Genomic DNA, 16,188 nt, shown 5'->3' with positions numbered 1-16,188 from the left:
CGCCAAGTGTCCAAGATCTGCGAGTCAGGCGGCGCCGAGCCGCGAAAGGATCAGTTCGCGTACCGTCTTGGCGTCGGCCTGGCCCTTGGTGGCCTTCATGACCGCGCCGACCAGCGCACCGGCCGCGGCGACCTTGCCGTCGCGGACCTTCTGCGCCACGTCCGGGTTGGCGGCGATCGCCTCGTCCACGGCCGCGGTGAGCGCGCCGGTGTCCGACACGACCTCCAGCCCGCGCGCGGCGACGACCTCGCTCGGGCTGCCCTCGCCGGCCACCACGCCTTCCAGGACGGTACGGGCCAGCTTGTCGGTCAGCTTGCCCTCGTCGACGAGGCGCTGCAGCTCGGCGACGTGCGCCGGGGTGGCGCCCACTTCGGCCAGCTCGACTCCGGTCTCGTTGGCGCGCCGCGCCAGCTCGCCGAGCCACCACTTGCGGGCCGCGTCGGGCGAGGCGCCCTCGGCGACGGTCGCCTCGATCAGCTCCACCGCGCCGGCGTTGATGATCGACTGCATGTCGTGCTCGGAGACGCCCCACTGCTCGCGCAGCCGCTCGCGGTGCACCCGGGGCGGCTCGGGCAGGGCCGCCTTCAGCTCCTCGACCCACGCCGGATCGGGCGCGAGCGGCACCAGGTCGGGGTCCGGGAAGTACCGGTAGTCGGTCGCCGTCTCCTTGCTGCGGCCGGACGTGGTCTCGCCGGTGTCCTCGTGGAAGTGCCGCGTCTCCTGGGTGATCTTGCCCCCGGCGTCGAGCACCGCCGCCTGGCGCAGCATCTCCGAGCGGACCGCCCGCTCGACCGAGCGCAGCGAGTTGACGTTCTTGGTCTCGGTACGGGTGCCCCACTCCTCACCGGGCCGGTTGAGCGAGGTGTTGACGTCGCAGCGCAGCGAGCCCTGCTCCATCCGGACATCGGAGACGCCCAGCGAGCGGATGATGTCGCGCAGCTCCGTCACGTATGCCCGGGCCACGGCCGGCGCGAGCGCACCGGTGCCGGCGACCGGCTTGGTGACGATCTCGACCAGCGGGATGCCGGCCCGGTTGTAGTCGACCAGCGACTCGGTCGCCCCGTGGATGCGCCCGGTCGCGCCGCCGATGTGCAGCGTCTTGCCGGTGTCCTCCTCCAGGTGCACCCGCTCGATGCCGACCCGTACGGTCTGCCCCTCGACCTCGACGTCCAGGTAGCCGTCGACGCACAGCGGCTCGTCGTACTGGCTGATCTGGTAGTCCTTGGGCATGTCCGGGTAGAAGTAGTTCTTGCGGGCGAACCGGCACCAGGTCGCGATCGAGCAGTTGAGCGCCAGACCGATGCGGATCGTCGCCTCGATCGCCGCCTTGTTGGCGACCGGGAGGCTGCCGGGCAGGCCGAGGCAGACCGGGCAGACCTGGGTGTTGGGCTCGGCGCCGAACTCGGTGGGGCAGCCGCAGAACATCTTCGTGCGGGTACCCAGCTCGACGTGGGTCTCCAGGCCGATCACCGGCTCGTAGCGGGTAATGACCTCTTCGACGGTCGACGGGGCGGTCGTGGTCATGCGTTGCTCCCAGACAGGGTGGGCGGCGTCAGCGTGGGGATCGCGGTCTCGCACGCGGCCGCGACCCGGTACATCCGGTCGTCGGCCATGGTCGGGGCCATGATCTGCAGGCCGACCGGCATCCCGCCGGACAGACCGGCGGGCACGGAGATCGCCGGGCCGCCGTACAGGTTGGACGGGATCGTGTACAGGTCGGCGAGGTACATCTGGTACGGGTCGGAGGTACGCGCGCCGAACGGGAACGCCACGAACGGCGTGGTCGGCGCGACCAGCACGTCGACCTGCTCGAACGCGGCCTTGAAGTCGTTCGTGATCAGGGTGCGCACCTTCTGCGCCTGGCCGTAGTAGGCGTCGTAGTAGCCGGCCGACAGCGCGTACGTGCCGAGGATGATCCGGCGCTTCACCTCGGGGCCGAAGCCGGCCTCGCGGGTCAGCGACATGACCTCTTCGAGCGAGCGCTGGCCGTCGTCGCCGACGCGCAGCCCGTAGCGGACGCTGTCGAAGCGGGCCAGGTTGGACGAGGCCTCGCTCGGCGCGATCAGGTAGTAGGCCGGCAGGGCGTACTCGAAGTGCGGGCAGGACACCTCGACGACCTCGGCGCCGAGCTTGACCAGCGCGTCGATCGCGTCCCGGACCGCGGCCGCGACTCCCGGCTCGGCGCCCTCGCCGGTGAACTCGCGCACCAGGCCGAGCCGTACGCCGGTCAGGTCGCCGGTCGCGCCGCGGCGGGCCGCCTCGACGACGGGCGGCACGGGCGCCGGGATCGACGTCGAGTCGCGCGGGTCGTGCCCGCCGATGACCTCGTGCAGCAGCGCCGCGTCGAGCACGTTGCGCGACACCGGGCCGGGGGTGTCCAGCGACGAGGAGAAGGCGACGAGCCCGTACCGGGAGGTGCCGCCGTACGTCGGCTTGGAGCCGACGGTGCCGGTGACCGCGCCGGGCTGGCGGATCGAACCACCGGTATCGGTGCCGATCGCGAGCGGCGCCTCGTACGCGGCGACCGCGGCCGCCGAGCCGCCACCCGAGCCGCCCGGAATCCGGTCGAGGTCCCACGGGTTGCGGGTGACGCCGTACGCCGAGTACTCCGTCGACGAGCCCATCGCGAACTCGTCCATGTTGGTCTTGCCGAGCATCACCATGCCGGCGGCGTGGATCCGCTCCATGATCGTGGCGTCGTAGGGCGGCCGCCACCCCTCAAGGATCTTGGACGCGCAGGTCGTCGGTACGCCCTTGGTGGCGATCACGTCCTTGATCGCGATCGGCACGCCGGCGAGGGGGCCGAGCTGCTCCCCCCGGGCACGGGCGGCGTCGACCGCGCGCGCCGCGGCGATCGCCCCTTCGGCGTCGACGTGCAGGAACGCGTGCACCCGGTCGTCGACCTCGGCGATGCGGTCGAGGTGGGCGCGGGTGACCTCCTCGGCGGAGACCTCCCCGGAGCCGATGAGCCGACCCAGCTCGGCGGCGGTCGCCCTGGTTACGTCAGTCACGGCGGTCAGGCCTCCTCGTCCAGAATCCGGGGTACCCGGAACCGGTCCTCGGCGACGTCCGGCGCACCGGACAGCGCCTCGTCGCGGGTCAGGCCCGGCGTCACGACGTCCTCGCGCAGCACGTTCGTCAACGGCACCGAGTGCGAGGTCGGCGGAATGTCCGCGGCGGTCACCTCGCCCACCCGAGCGACGGCCTGGAGGATCACGTCGAGCTGCCCGGCGAACGTGTCCAGCTCCGCATCGTTTACGGCGAGCCGCGCGAGGTGCGCCAGATGCGCGACCTCCTCGCGGGAAATGGCAGCCATCGGGTGCCCCTTTTCGATCTGAGATGTCCCGGACCCTGAGAGTCTATTTGGCCCGCCCGCAAGCCGATGAAGGATATGCCGTATCGGCCCTGCGCTGCCAATTCATTGGCGACGGACGGCGCCGCACCACCACAATGACGCGGTGGATGACAGGCGGCCGACGGCGGCACTCCCCGACATCGACGAGCGCCTGGCCCGGCGACTGATCGACAGCCAGTTCCCGCAGTGGGCCAACCTGCTCGTCAAGCGTGTCGAGGCCGACGGTCATGACAACCGGACCTTCCGCCTCGGCGACGAGTTCACCGTACGGCTGCCCAGCGGCGAGGAGTACGCCCTCCAGGTGGCCAAGGAGCAGCGGTGGCTGCCGGTCCTTGCTCCCCGACTCCCCCTGCCCGTACCAACGCCGGTGGCTGAGGGCGCGCCGGGACACGGCTTCCCGTACCCCTGGTCGGTTTACCGCTGGCTCGACGGCGTACCGGCGACGCACGGCCGGATCCGCGACCTGACCGGCTTCGCGACCGACCTCGCGGCGTTCCTGGTCGCGCTACGGCAGGTCGACCCGACCGACGGTCCGAAGCCCGGTCCGCACAACGGCTTCCGCGGCGGCCCGCTCACCACGTACGCGGACGAGACGCTCGACGCCGTCGCCGCGCTGGGCGACGAGATCCCCCGCGACGCGGTCCTCAGGGCGTGGGACGACGCGGTCGAGGCCGGCTGGCACGGCGAACCCGTCTGGTTCCACGGCGACGTCTGGGCGGGGAACCTGCTCGTACGCGACGGGAAGCTGGCCGCGGTGATCGACTTCGGCAGCTGCGGCGTCGGCGATCCGGCCTGCGACGTGGTCATCGCCTGGGCGCTGCTGTACGGGCGGAGCCGGGACGCGTTCCGTCACGTCCTCGCCGTCGACCCTGCCACCTGGGCGCGCGGTCGCGGTTGGGCGCTGTGGAAGTCGCTGATCACGCTTGTCGGCCACCTCGAGCGCGGTAGTTCGGAGGCTGCGGTACCCCGGCACGTCATCCAGGAGGTCCTCGCCGACCACTCGCTGGAGGGGTGAGCCGGGTGGGCACCGGTGACGAGCGCGACCTGGTCCGGCGGGGCTACGACGCGCTCTCCTACCGGTACCGCAGCGACGACGCCGACGACGGCCAGTACGGTCCGTGGCTGGCCGAGCTGGATCGTCTGCTTCCCGAGAGCGCGGCCGTACTCGACCTCGGCTGCGGCTGCGGTGTGCCCGTCGCCCGGCTGCTGACCAGGGCCGGTCACACGGTGACCGGCGCCGACATCAGCGAGGTGCAGATCCGACGCGCGCGGCGCCTGGTTCCAGACGCTACCTTCGTCTGTGCGGACGCCACCGAGCTGGACTTCCCGCTCGCCACCTTCGACGCGGTCGTCTGCTTCTACGCCCTCATCCACATGCCGCTCACCGCACAGCCGGATCTGATCCGCCGCATCGCCGGCTGGCTCCGCCCGGGTGGGTGGCTGGTCGCCACCGTCGGCGACACGGCCTGGACCGGTAGGGAGGAGAACTGGCTGGGCGGCCCCGCCACCATGTGGTGGAGCCAGGCCGACGCCTCCACCTACCGGATGTGGTTGCACCAGGCTGAGCTCAGCGTCGAAGCTCAGGAGCGCATCCCGGAGGGCACCAGCGCACACACCCTCTTCTGGGCGCAGCGTCCGCCTGCGCTCTGAACCTCAATGATCACGGAGCATTCTTGTCGCTGCGGCAACGCGAACGCTCCGCGATCATGGCCATGTCCGCGGGACGGCTCACCGACGCCGGCCCGCCTTGCCACCGCCTCCGTTACCGCCGTTGGCGTTGCTGCCGTTGTTGCCGTTGGCGTTGCTGCCGTTGTTGCCGTTGGCGTTGTTGCCACCGTTGCCGAGCGGGACCATCGTGACGACAAAGGTACCCACGTTCTCGCCGTTACCGTTGTTGGACAGCTTGTCGAACGGCGCCTTGGACAGCTTTACGCACACGCTGTTGGGGTCCACTCCGTCGTTGTTGCCGGCGTTGCCGTTGTTGTTGCCGGCGTTGCCATTGTTGTTGCCGGCGTTGCCGTTGGCGTTGTTGTTCGCGTTGTTGCCGGCGTTGTTGTTCGCGTTGGCGCCGTTGTTCCCCTTGTTCCGGCGCGCGCTCCTCCTGCTGTTCCCACCGTTGGCGCTGTTGCCGTCGGCAGCGTTGGCATCGCCCGCGTTGGCGTTGTCAGCGTTGGCGTTGGCGTTGGCGTTGGCGTTGGCGTTGTCAGCGTTGCCGTTGGCGTTGCCGGCGTTGGCGCCGTTGTTCGCGGCGCCATCGTTGTTGCCCCGGTTCCGGCGCACCTTCCTCTTGTTGTTCCCGCCGTTGGCGTCGGCGTTGTTGCCACCGTTGGCGTTCGCGTTGTTCCCGCCGTTGGCGTTGTTGCCATTACCGTTGCCGTTGGCATTGCCGTTGCCGTTGCCGTTGGCATTGCCGTTGAGCCCGCCGCTGACCACGACGTTGACCGTCTGGAGTCCGCTGCTGACGCGCAGCTTGGTGCCCGGGGTGAACAGGTCCGTTGCGGCCGTGGACGCGCCGGCCTGCGCGTTCGCATCGACCTCGGTTATGCACGTCACCGACCCCGCGTTCGCCGAACCACCGGACCGCTGCGCGCCACGAACTCTTTGCACAGCAATGGGATCCCCGGTTGAGGCGAGGCTGACTCCGGTGCCGAGCCCTACCAACCCGACGGCGGTTGCAGCCGTTGCGATCTTGACTGACCGGCGTGGGCCGGTGACGTTAGAACGCTTCATCGTCGTTCACTGCTCCCTACCCGAGGTGACGATTTCAGTAGCACTGAAGTGGCGACGCGGAGTCGGCCACGCGCATCCAGGCGCGTGTGGCCGACGGGCACGCGGGCGCATCCGGCACGAAACGGGCCAACGGTGCACCGCATCCGGCGCCTCCCTTCCCCGCGCCTTCGGCGGCAGGGCGGATCGGACTTCTAACACCGGTACGGCAGACGCCGACGAATGGTTCATGCGTCCACATCGATCGGCCCCTGGCAGTACTGCTGCTCGCATGACCGGTCGCGGGTGCCGACATGACGAGGGCGGCTCGACGCTTCGTCGTTGATCCTGAAGGGTTCGCGGTGCCAGGGCACCGCGAACCCTTCAGGATCATGGAATCGGGGTGTCCCAGCCGTGCAGCGAGAAGGCCGTACCTCGCTGGATCTGCGCAACGGCGGCCGCCGGGTAGGCGATCACATCGTCGGGCAGCGCGTCCGGGTCGACCCACACCAGCTCGGAGCACTTATCCGGCTCCCGGTTGACCGGCTCCCCCGCCCACCGGTCCGCTTCGAAGAAGAAGCCCACGCGGTCGTAACCGGTTGGGTCGTTGCGGTGCATGACGTGGCGGCACCGCAGCGCTTCCGGCGCCACGACCACCCCGATCTCCTCGTACGTCTCCCGGATCACGCCCGTGACGACCGACTCGCCACGCTCCAGGTGGCCGCTCGGCAGGTGCAGCAGACCGTCGCCGTAGCCGGTGTTGGCGCGCCGGCCCATCAGGATCTTCCCGTCGCAGCGCAGGATCAGGTGTACGTCGACGATGCTCCGGTGCCGCTCGGCCACTACCCCTCCGGCGTGGTGGCGACCGCCCGCGCCGCTTCCGGGCCGTCGGCGAGCAGGACCCGCAGCCCGTCCTCGTCGAGGATCGGCACCTTCAGAGCCACCGCCTTGTCGTACTTCGAGCCCGGCGTCTCCCCCACGACGACGAAGTCCGTCTTCTTCGACACCGAGCCGGTGACCTTGCCGCCCAGCGTCGTGACGGCCTCGGTCGCCTCGTCCCGCGAATACGTCGGCAACGAGCCGGTGATGACCACCGTGACACCTTCCAGTGGCCGCGGGCCCGTCTCGACGTGCTCCTCGGCCATGCGTACCCCGGCCGCGCGCCACTTCTGCACCACCTCGCGGTGCCAGTCGACGGTGAACCACTCCTTGACCGACTCGGCGATGGTCGGTCCGACCCCTTCGACCGCGGCCAGCTCCTCGACACCCGCGGCCTCGATCGCGTCGATCGAACCGAACGCCGCTGCCAGCGCCTGCGCGGCGGTCGGGCCGACGTGGCGGATCGACAGCGACACCAGCACCCGCCACAGCGGCCGGCTCTTGGCCTCCTCCAGGTTGGCCAGCAACCGGGTGGCGTTGCTGCCCAGCGACCCGTTCTTGTTGACGAAGAACGGCGCCTGGGCCAGCTTCTCGGCGTCGAGCGCGAACAGGTCGCCCTCGTCGGTGATGACGTGCGAGTCGAGCAGCGCGATCGCCGCCTTGTAGCCCAGCACCTCGATGTCGAAGCCACCCCGTCCGGCGAGGTGGAACACCCGCTCACGCAGCTGCGCCGGGCAGGTACGGCTGTTGGGGCAGCGGATGTCGACGTCACCCTCCTTGGCCGGGGCCAGCGGCGAGCCGCACTCCGGGCAGTGGGTGGGCATGACGAACGCGCGCTCGGAGCCGTCGCGCTTGTCGACGACCGGCCCGAGCACCTCCGGGATCACCTCACCGGCGCGCCGGATCATCACGGTGTCGCCGATCAGCACCCCCTTGCGGACGACCTCCTGCGCGTTGTGCAGGGTCGCGGTGGTGACGGTGACCCCGCCGACGTAGACCGGCTCGAGCACCGCGTACGGCGTGACGCGGCCGGTGCGGCCCACGTTGACCCGGATGTCGACCAGCCGGGTCATCGCCTCCTCGGGCGGGTACTTGTACGCGATCGCCCAGCGCGGGACCTTGCTGGTCGCGCCGAGCCGGCGCTGCACGGAAACCTGGTCGACCTTGACGACCACGCCGTCGATCTCGTGCTCGACCTCGTGCCGGTGGTCGGCGTAGAAGTCGATGTACTCCCGGACGCCGGCCATGCCGGGGACCGCACGCCAGCGCGTGCTGGTCGGCAACCCCCACTTCTTCAGCGACTCGTACGACTCGGACTGGGTCTGTGGTTCGAACCCGCGCCGGGCACCGATGCCGTGCACGACCATCCGCAGCGGTCGTCCGGCGGTGATCCGCGGGTCCTTCTGGCGCAGCGAACCGGACGCGGCGTTGCGCGGGTTGGCGAACGGCTTGTCCCCGGCGGCGACCAGGGCGGCGTTGAGGTCGGCGAACGCCTCGATCGGGAAGTAGATCTCGCCGCGCACCTCCAGCAGCTCGGGCACGTCGTCGCCGGACAGCCGCTCGGGCACGTCGTCGATCGTGCGCACGTTGAGAGTGACGTCCTCGCCGACCCGCCCGTCTCCGCGGGTCGCCGCGCGCACCAGGCGCCCCTGCTCGTACACGAGGTCGATGGCCACACCGTCGACCTTCGGCTCGCACAGGTAGCCCACGGGGCCACCGGCGTCCCGCTCGACCCGCTCCGCCCACGCCGACAGCTCGTCGGCGTCGAACGCGTTGTCCAGGCTGAGCATCCGCTCCACGTGGGTGACCGGCGTGAACAGCGTCGAATACGTGCCACCGACGCGCTGGCTGGGCGACTCGGGCGTGCGCAGCGACGGGTACCGCTCCTCGATCGCCTCCAGCTCGCGCATCATGCGGTCGTAGGTGGCGTCGTCGACGGTGGTGGAGCTGAGCACGTAGTACCGGTACTGGTGCTCATTGAGCTCCTCGGACAGCGTGGCGTGCCGCTCCCGTACGTCCGGGGGCGGCTCCCCACCGGCGGCCGCCTCCTGCGCCGGGGTGACGGTGCCCACGACTTCGCCGATCTCGTCCTCGCTCATGCGATCACCTCGCTCGCACGGTAGCCCGCCGGTCCGACATTCGCCGGGAGCGACCTGCCGGTCGGCCCCTGATCGGCCGATCAAGATCCACCGTACCCGTGCCGGTGGGACGGTCAGCCGCGCACCGCCGTTGCGACATCGTCGACGGTGCCCGCGGGCTCGACCGTGCGGCCCATCGGGTCGGCCTCGCACCGGATGGCGGTGACCCCGTCGGGAAAAATCCCGCGCCCGGTGTCGCCGACGGTCACGAGGGTGGCCCCGGCCGGCAAGGCGACGGGTGCGGCCTCGTCGCCCTCGCGGATGCCGAACCGCCGCCACACCGCTGCCAGCGGACGGGGCAACCACCAGTTGGCGCGGCCCATCAGCCGCATGGTCGCCGGTACGAGCAACGCGCGGACGATGGTGGCGTCGACGACGATGGCGACCACCATCCCGACCCCGACCATCTTGATGATCGAGATACCGCCGGTGGCGAACGCGCCGATGACGACGACGAGCAGGACTGCCGCGCTGGTGATGATGCGGCCGGTACGTTGCAGCCCGGTGGCGACGGCGAGGGTGTTGTCCCCGGTCCGGTCCCACTGCTCACGGACCCGGCTGAGCAGGAACACCTCGTAGTCCATGGACAGGCCGAACGCGATCGCCAGGATCAGGATCGGCTGGGTGGCCTCCACCGTCCCGGTCGACGTGAACCCGAGCAGGCCGGACAGGTGACCGTCCTGGAAGATCCACACCAGTGCGCCGAACGACGCGGTGAGCGACAGCATGTTCATCACGATCGCCTTCAGCGGCAGCAGCAGCGACCCGAAAGCGAGGAACAGCAGCACGAACGTCGCGCTGAACACCCACAGCGCCATCCACGGCAGCTTCGCGCCGAGGGTGTGCAGCAGGTCCATCAGGTTCGCGGTCGTACCGCCCACCTCGACGTGGGCGCCGGGCGGCGGCGGCAGGTGACGGACCTCGGTCACCAGCGAACGGGCCTGCGACGAGTACGCGTCGAGGCCCTGCGCGACGTCGACGACCGCGCGGTCGCCCGACGCCGACGAGCCGGTGACAGCGGCGCCGTTGACGCCCGGCAGCGCCTTCAGCTCACCGACGTACCGCTCGAGCCCGGTCGGGCTGGCGCCGTCCACGACGACCCGGATCTTCTCGCCGCCGCCGGGGAAGTCCGCCACGATCCGCTCAGCGACCTGACGGCTCTCGGCCTTGGTGGGCAGCGCCCGGTAGTCGACGCCGCCGAACTGCACCCGCAGGAACGGCGAGCCGGCCAGCAGCAGGATCGGGACGATCACCGCCACGTACACGACGGGTCGGCGCATCACGCTCTGCGCGATCCGGTACCACAGACCCCGGCCCGAGGTGATCCGCTCGCGCCGCCGCAGACCCGGCAGGCGGAGCGCGTCGACCCGGTGCCCGAGCAGGGCGAGCAGCGCCGGAAGCGCGGTCAGCGAGGCGAGCACGGCCACGCCGACGGCGGCGACGCCGCCGAGCGCCATGGAGCGGAAGAACACCTGGGGGAACAGCAGCAGTGACGACAGCGACACCCCGACGGTGACCGCCGAGACGGCGATGGTGCGGCCGGCGGTGGACATCGTCGTGACGAGGGCCTGTTCGACGTCGCTGCCGGACCGCAGTTCCTCGCGGAACCGGCTGACGACGAACAGGGCGTAGTCGATGGCCAGGCCGAGCCCGAGCATGGTCACGATGTTGATCGCGAAGACCGACACCGAGGTGAACCCGGTCATGACCCGGAGCACGGTGAAGGCGCCGAGGATCGCGACACCGCCGACGGCGAGCGGCAGGCTCGCGGCCACCAGGCCACCGAACACCACCACGAGGAGGGCCAGCACGACGGGGAACGACAGCCCCTCGGCCCGGCCGATGTCCTTGCTGACCTGGTGGTTGATGTCCTGGTTGAGCGGCACGTTCCCGCCCTTGTCGACCGTGAAGCCGGCGGGAGCGTGGATCCTGGGTGCGACCCGCTTGTACACGTCGCCCGCGTGGTCGGCGCTGCCGGCGAAGCGGATGGCCACGTAGGTCTCGTGGCGATCGTGGGAAACCATCGCGGGCGACGCGGTGGACCAGTAGGTGGCTACGGTGTCGGCGTCTCCGGACGGAATCGAGTCCACGACGTCCTGCACCGCAACCTGGAACGCCTGGTCGTCCACGGTCAAGCGGGGATTGGAGATCAGCAGCACGGCGTCGGGGTCGCGCCCGAGGACCGCCTGGGCCGCCGCCGACGCCCGGTAGGACTCACTGTGCGTGTCGTTGAAACCGTCACCGCTCAGCTTGCCGAACACCCCGGTTCCCCATACCGCCGCGAAGACGGTGAGCAGCACTGTCGCCGCCAGGAACCAGCGCCGGTAACGGAAGCTGGCCCTACCCAACGCTGCGAACACTTAACTCCCTTGCGCGGACGACGTACTGGCCCGGCAACCGTACGTCGTAACTGTGTGTATGCACACAAAATCCGAGAGAGAGGAGATGACTACCACAAAGGGCTTGACCAGGCGTATCACCTAAGCTCGCCGGCAGACGTTCGGGAGGTCGGCGGGTGCGTACGACGGCGGTGGCATGGCTGGCGGCCCTCATCGTGGCGGCCGCGCTGGCGTGGTGGCTGTGGCGGCGACGCCGGGTCCGGCCACGGCTGCGTGCCGCGCCGCCGGACGAGTCCTGGCGCGGGCGCCCGCAGCCCGGCGAGATCTGGTGGGCGGACGTGCCCTTCTCCGACGGCACCGGCCACAAGGTGCGCCCGTGCCTGGTCCTGCGCACGCACCAGCGCCAGGTCGAGGTACTGAAGATCACCAGCCAGGACCGCAGCGCCCGCCGCGACCACATCGAGATCCCCACCGGCGCGTGGGATCGCCGGGCGACCCACAACAGCTACCTCGACCTGTCGGACCCGTTCCGGTTGCGCGACTCGGCCTTCAGCCGCAAGGCGGGCACGGTCGACGACCGGACCTGGAGCACGGTCCGGCGGCTGCACGCCACCGGCTGGGTGGCGTGACCGGTCAGGTGTCCCAGCACAGACAGAACGGGTGCCCGGCCGGGTCTGCGTAGACCCGGAAGTCGTCGCCCTCCCCCGGCAGCCGCTTCGCCCCCAGCGCCAGCACCTTCGCCTCCGCCGCGTCCACGTCGTCGACGGTCACGTCGATGTGGAACTGCTGCGGCCGCTCCGGGTCGGGCCAGCGGGGCTCCCGCAGGTCGGGCGCACGCTGGAAAGAGATCCTCCTGGTGTCGTCACCGATGGTGACCCAGTCACTCTCGGTGCTCCGCCGCGACAGACCCAGCAGCTCCTCGTAGAACCGGGCCAGCGCCTCCGGGTCGGGACAGTCGATGACCACTGCGCGAAGACTTCCAATCATGGCCTTCACTGTGCCCACTGGGTACGACAGGAAACCTCACTCCTCGGCGAGCCGCCGTCCGGCGTCCCGGCACGCGGCGATGACCGCCCGCGCGTACTCCGGCGACGCCCCGGCGAGCCCGCACGCCGGGGCGACCACGACCTGCTCGGGCAGCCGGCTGGCCGGGAAGCCCAGCCGGCCCCACAGCTCACGGACGCGGGAGGCGACCTGGGCCGACGACGGCGTACGACCGTTCGCCTGCGGGCGGGTGTCAACCGCCCCGGCGATCAGACCCAGTCCGGCGTCGAGCGTTTCACCCAGCGCGTCCAGGTCCTCGACCAGCCCGAGGTCGAGCGCCACCCCGGCCGCGCCGGCGCGGCGCACCAGGTCGACCGGGACGTCCCGGGCGCAGCAGTGCACGACGACGGGTACGCCGGCGGCCTCGATGATCTCGGACAGCGCCGACCGGGCGACCGACTCCTCCACCCGGCGCAACGTGCCGAAGCCGCTCTCGGTCGGCACCCGGCCGGCCAGCGCCGCCGGCAGCGACGGCTCGTCGAGCTGCAGCAGGAGCCGGGCGCCGGGCAGCCGGGCGGCCAGGTCGGCGAGGTGACCGCGCAGGCCCTCGGCGAGGGAGGCTACGAGGTCGCGTACCGCGCCGGGGTCGCGCAGCAGCGGACCACCGGTCGCGAGCTCGATCGCGGCGGCGAGCGTGAACGGTCCGGCGGCCTGCACCTTGAACGTCCCGGTGTAGCCGGCCGCCTGCTCGGTCACCGCGTCCAGATCCCGCTCCATCAGGTCCCGGGCGACGCGCAGATCGTGGCCCGGCCGCGACGCGATGCGCCAGCGGTTGGCGTACACCTCGACCGGCAGCTCCACCAGCAGCCCGGCGCCGCGTCCGACAAGGTCGGCGCCCGGCCCCCGGTCCGGTAGCTCGGGTAGGTACGGCAGGTCCGGCAGCTCGCCGAGGATCGTGCGGACGGCCTCGACGATGTCGGTGCCCGGCAGCGAGCCGATGCCGGTGGCGGCGCCCAGTGGCCAGGGCCAGGAAGTGGTCACGTCACGGAAGGCTACCGCCGGACCCGGCGGCTCAGGCCGGCACGCCCGCCCGCTCGGTGGTGGCGATCGTGGCCGATCCGAGCACGACGTCCCCGGCCGGGTCCGGACGGTACGCCACGACCGCCTGACCGGCGGCGACGCCGCGTACCGGCCGGTGCAGCGACGCGACGAGGCCGTCGGCGTCCACGCGTACGGTCGCCGGCACCGGCTCCCCGTGCGCCCGAAGCTGCACCTCGCACTCCACCTCACCGGCGGGCAGCGGGCCGGCCGTCCAGACCGGGCGCTCGCCGGACACCCGGGACACCTCCAGGGCCTCGGCCGGCCCGACGGTCACCGTGTTGGTCACCGGGGTGATCGACAGTACGTACCGGGGGCGGCCGTCCGGCGCCGGGCGGCGCAGGTCCAGGCCGCGCCGCTGGCCGATCGTGTACGCGTACGCGCCCTCGTGTGCGCCCAGCACCTCGCCGGTCTCCGCGTCGACGATGTCGCCCGGCGTCGCGCCGAGCCGCTCGTGCAGGAAGCCACGGGTGTCGCCGTCGGCGATGAAGCAGATGTCGTGGCTGTCGGGCTTGTCGGCCACGGAGAGGCCGCGGCGGGCCGCCTCGGCCCGCACCTCGGCCTTGGTGGAGTCGCCGAGCGGGAAGATCGAGTGGTCGAGCTGTTCGCGGGTGAGGACCGCCAGGACGTACGACTGGTCCTTGCCGAGGTCGACGGAGCGCCGCAGCAGCCCGTCGGTCCCCTTGCGGGCGTGGTGGCCGGTCACCACGGCGTCGAAGCCGAGGGCCAGGGCCCGGTCGAGCACCGCCGCGAACTTGATCTTTTCGTTGCAGCGCAGGCACGGGTTGGGGGTACGGCCGGCCGCGTACTCGGCGACGAAGTCGTCGACCACGTCCTCATGGAACCGGTCGGCCATGTCCCACACGTAGAACGGGATACCGATCACGTCGGCCGCGCGGCGGGCGTCCCGGGCGTCTTCGAGCGTGCAGCAGCCCCGAGCGCCGGACCGGTACGTCTGCGGGTTGCGCGACAGGGCCAGGTGCACGCCCGTCACGTCGTACCCGACCTCGGCCGCCCGGGCGGCCGCCACCGCCGAGTCGACCCCGCCCGACATCGCCGCAAGAACCTTCACGAGTCGAGGTTAACCGGTGTCGGACGTACGGGCGCCGCGCGGCCCGGTCGATCCTGGTCAGGCGCGGGCGGCCCGCACGGCCCCGGCGCGCCTGGCCCGTTCCACGGCGGCGGGGAGCGCCGCAACCAGTGCTTCGACATCGGAACGGGTCGAGGTGTGGCCGAGGGTGAAGCGCAGCGACGAGCGGGCACGGTCGTCATCGGCGCCCATCGCCAGCAGGACGTGGGAGGGCTGGGCGACCCCGGCCGAGCACGCCGAGCCGGTCGAGCAGGCGATGCCCTGCGCGTCGAGCAGCAGCAGGAGCGCGTCGCCCTCGCAGCCGGGGAACGAGAAGTGCGCGTTGCCGGGCAGCCGGTTGGTCGGGTCGCCGTTGAGGACGGCGTCCGGCACGGCCGCGCGTACCCCGGCGACCAGGGCGTCGCGGATCTCGCTCAGCCGGGCCGCGTACTCGGCCCGCGCCTTCACCGCTGCCTCGACCGCGGTGGCGAACGCGACGATGCCGGGGACGTCCAGAGTGCCGGAGCGCACGTCGCGTTCCTGGCCGCCGCCGTGCAGGAGCGGGGTGCACGCGACGTCCCGGCCGAGTAGGAGCGCGCCGACCCCGACCGGACCACCCAGCTTGTGACCGGTGACGGTGAGCGCCGCGACGCCGCTGCCGGCGAAGTCGACGGGTACCTGGCTGACCGCCTGCACCGCGTCGGTGTGCAGCGGCACCTCGTGGGCCACGCACAGCGACGCCAGGTCGGCGATCGGCTGTACCGTGCCGACCTCGTTGTTGGCCCACATGACGGTGGTCAGCGCCACCTCGTCGCCGTACTCGTCGAGGGCCGCGCGCAGCGCGTCCACCTCGACGCGCCCGCGGTCGTCGACCGGCAGCCAGGTGACCCGTGCGCCTTCCGCGCGGACCAGCCACTCCACCGAGTCGAGCACCGCGTGGTGCTCGACGGCGGACCCGATGATCCGGCTCCGCCGGGGCTCGTCGGCGCGGCGTGCCCAGAAGATGCCCTTAACGGCGAGGTTGTCGCTTTCAGTGCCCCCGCTGGTGAAAATCACCTCGGACGGACGGGCGCCCAGCGCCGCGGCGATCCGCTCCCGCGACTCCTCCACCCGACGACGGGCGTGCCGGCCGGGAGCGTGCAGAGACGAAGCGTTGCCCAGCTCACGCGCGGTCGCCGCGTAAGCATCCAACGCCTCGGGCAGCATCGGCGTGGTGGCGGCATGATCGAGGTAGGCCATCGCATCCAGCCTATCGGCCTGCTTCCGGCGCTTGTCGGGGGCCGTTGGCCGGGCCGGGAGGCGCTTGTCGCGGGCCACTGGCCGGGCCGGGAGGCGCTTGTCGCGGGCCACTGGCCGGGCCGGGAGGCGCTTGTCGCGGGCCGTTGGCCGCAGCGGTCCGTGACATTCTGCCGGTCAACGCGATCGGGGGTGGGCGCAGCCGCGCCCACCCCCGATCCTGTCGAGCCAGTCGGTCAGCCCTTGCGCTTGCGGATCTCCTCGATCGCCTGCGGCGTGACCTTGAACAGGTCGCCGACCACGCCGTAGTCGGCCAGCTCGAAGATCGGGGCCTCGTCGTCCTTGTTGACCGCGACGATGGTCTTGGACGTCTGCATGCCGGCG

14 protein-coding genes and 1 pseudogene are annotated in these 16,188 nt (G+C 71.4%); 3 read left to right on the top strand and 12 right to left on the bottom strand.

Annotation, left to right across the window (positions count from 1 at the left end):
- Window positions 1–24: 24 nt before the first annotated feature.
- The 3 genes from gatB to gatC are packed head-to-tail and all read right to left on the bottom strand — an operon-like array spanning window position 25 to window position 3,316.
- Window positions 25–1,524 (bottom strand): Asp-tRNA(Asn)/Glu-tRNA(Gln) amidotransferase subunit GatB, encoded by a 1,500-nt coding sequence (gene gatB / locus HC031_RS00075; RefSeq protein WP_167923042.1) that lies wholly within the window; start codon window positions 1,522–1,524, stop codon window positions 25–27.
- On the bottom strand, window positions 1,521–3,011 hold the full coding sequence (gatA, locus tag HC031_RS00070) for an Asp-tRNA(Asn)/Glu-tRNA(Gln) amidotransferase subunit GatA (protein WP_167923041.1): 1,491 nt from the start codon (window positions 3,009–3,011) through the stop codon (window positions 1,521–1,523). Before gatA ends, gatB begins: the two co-directional genes overlap by 4 nt.
- Before the next feature lie 5 nt (window positions 3,012–3,016).
- Window positions 3,017–3,316 (bottom strand): Asp-tRNA(Asn)/Glu-tRNA(Gln) amidotransferase subunit GatC, encoded by a 300-nt coding sequence (gatC, locus tag HC031_RS00065; protein ID WP_167923040.1) that lies wholly within the window; start codon window positions 3,314–3,316, stop codon window positions 3,017–3,019.
- A 142-nt stretch (window positions 3,317–3,458) separates the two neighbouring features.
- Here gatC and HC031_RS00060 point away from each other — a divergent pair, with 142 nt between their 5' ends.
- On the top strand, window positions 3,459–4,370 hold the full coding sequence (locus tag HC031_RS00060; RefSeq protein ID WP_167923039.1) for a phosphotransferase: 912 nt from the start codon (window positions 3,459–3,461) through the stop codon (window positions 4,368–4,370).
- A 5-nt stretch (window positions 4,371–4,375) separates the two neighbouring features.
- Entirely contained in the window at window positions 4,376–5,005 is a 630-nt protein-coding gene (locus HC031_RS00055; RefSeq protein ID WP_167923038.1) for a methyltransferase domain-containing protein, read from the top strand.
- Window positions 5,006–5,083: 78 nt separating this feature from the next.
- Here HC031_RS00055 and HC031_RS00050 read toward each other — a convergent pair whose 3' ends face one another.
- The 4 genes from HC031_RS00050 to HC031_RS00035 form a co-directional block, all read right to left on the bottom strand.
- Window positions 5,084–6,085: a hypothetical protein gene (locus HC031_RS00050; protein ID WP_167923037.1), complete on the bottom strand. Its 1,002-nt coding sequence runs from the start codon at window positions 6,083–6,085 to the stop codon at window positions 5,084–5,086.
- Between the two features lie 366 nt (window positions 6,086–6,451).
- Entirely contained in the window at window positions 6,452–6,904 is a 453-nt protein-coding gene (locus HC031_RS00045) for an NUDIX domain-containing protein (protein ID WP_167923036.1), read from the bottom strand.
- Window positions 6,904–9,039, bottom strand: coding sequence for an NAD-dependent DNA ligase LigA (gene ligA / locus HC031_RS00040; protein WP_167923035.1), 2,136 nt, complete (start codon window positions 9,037–9,039; stop codon window positions 6,904–6,906). Before ligA ends, HC031_RS00045 begins: the two co-directional genes overlap by 1 nt.
- Window positions 9,040–9,152: 113 nt before the next feature.
- Window positions 9,153–11,438, bottom strand: coding sequence for an MMPL family transporter (locus HC031_RS00035; protein ID WP_167923034.1), 2,286 nt, complete (start codon window positions 11,436–11,438; stop codon window positions 9,153–9,155).
- A gap of 155 nt (window positions 11,439–11,593) precedes the next feature.
- On the opposite strand from HC031_RS00035, the gene HC031_RS00030 reads away from it, so the two are divergent.
- Window positions 11,594–12,046 carry a type II toxin-antitoxin system PemK/MazF family toxin gene (locus HC031_RS00030; protein ID WP_338090410.1) on the top strand — a complete coding sequence of 151 codons (453 nt, stop codon included), beginning with the start codon at window positions 11,594–11,596 and terminating at the stop codon, window positions 12,044–12,046.
- Between the two features lie 4 nt (window positions 12,047–12,050).
- Here the strand turns inward: HC031_RS00030 and HC031_RS00025 are convergent, their stop codons facing one another.
- From HC031_RS00025 to HC031_RS00005, 5 genes and pseudogenes are all read right to left on the bottom strand, one after another.
- Window positions 12,051–12,404, bottom strand: a complete 354-nt coding sequence (locus tag HC031_RS00025; protein ID WP_205862074.1) for a VOC family protein — start codon at window positions 12,402–12,404, stop codon at window positions 12,051–12,053.
- Between the two features lie 36 nt (window positions 12,405–12,440).
- Window positions 12,441–13,442: a methionine synthase gene (locus tag HC031_RS00020; RefSeq protein WP_338090409.1), complete on the bottom strand. Its 1,002-nt coding sequence runs from the start codon at window positions 13,440–13,442 to the stop codon at window positions 12,441–12,443.
- Window positions 13,443–13,473: 31 nt separating this feature from the next.
- Complete coding sequence (mnmA, locus tag HC031_RS00015; protein ID WP_338090408.1) at window positions 13,474–14,571, bottom strand: tRNA 2-thiouridine(34) synthase MnmA; 1,098 nt, start codon at window positions 14,569–14,571, stop codon at window positions 13,474–13,476.
- Window positions 14,572–14,628: 57 nt separating this feature from the next.
- On the bottom strand, window positions 14,629–15,807 hold the full coding sequence (locus HC031_RS00010) for a cysteine desulfurase family protein (protein ID WP_167923032.1): 1,179 nt from the start codon (window positions 15,805–15,807) through the stop codon (window positions 14,629–14,631).
- 233 nt (window positions 15,808–16,040) lie between these two features.
- Window positions 16,041–16,188, bottom strand: a pseudogene (locus HC031_RS00005) (electron transfer flavoprotein subunit alpha/FixB family protein); the annotation flags it as partial.

Source organism: Planosporangium thailandense, from assembly GCF_011947195.1.
Taxonomy (GTDB): domain Bacteria; phylum Actinomycetota; class Actinomycetes; order Mycobacteriales; family Micromonosporaceae; genus Planosporangium; species Planosporangium thailandense.
This window is presented reverse-complemented; position numbering and strand designations above follow the sequence as displayed.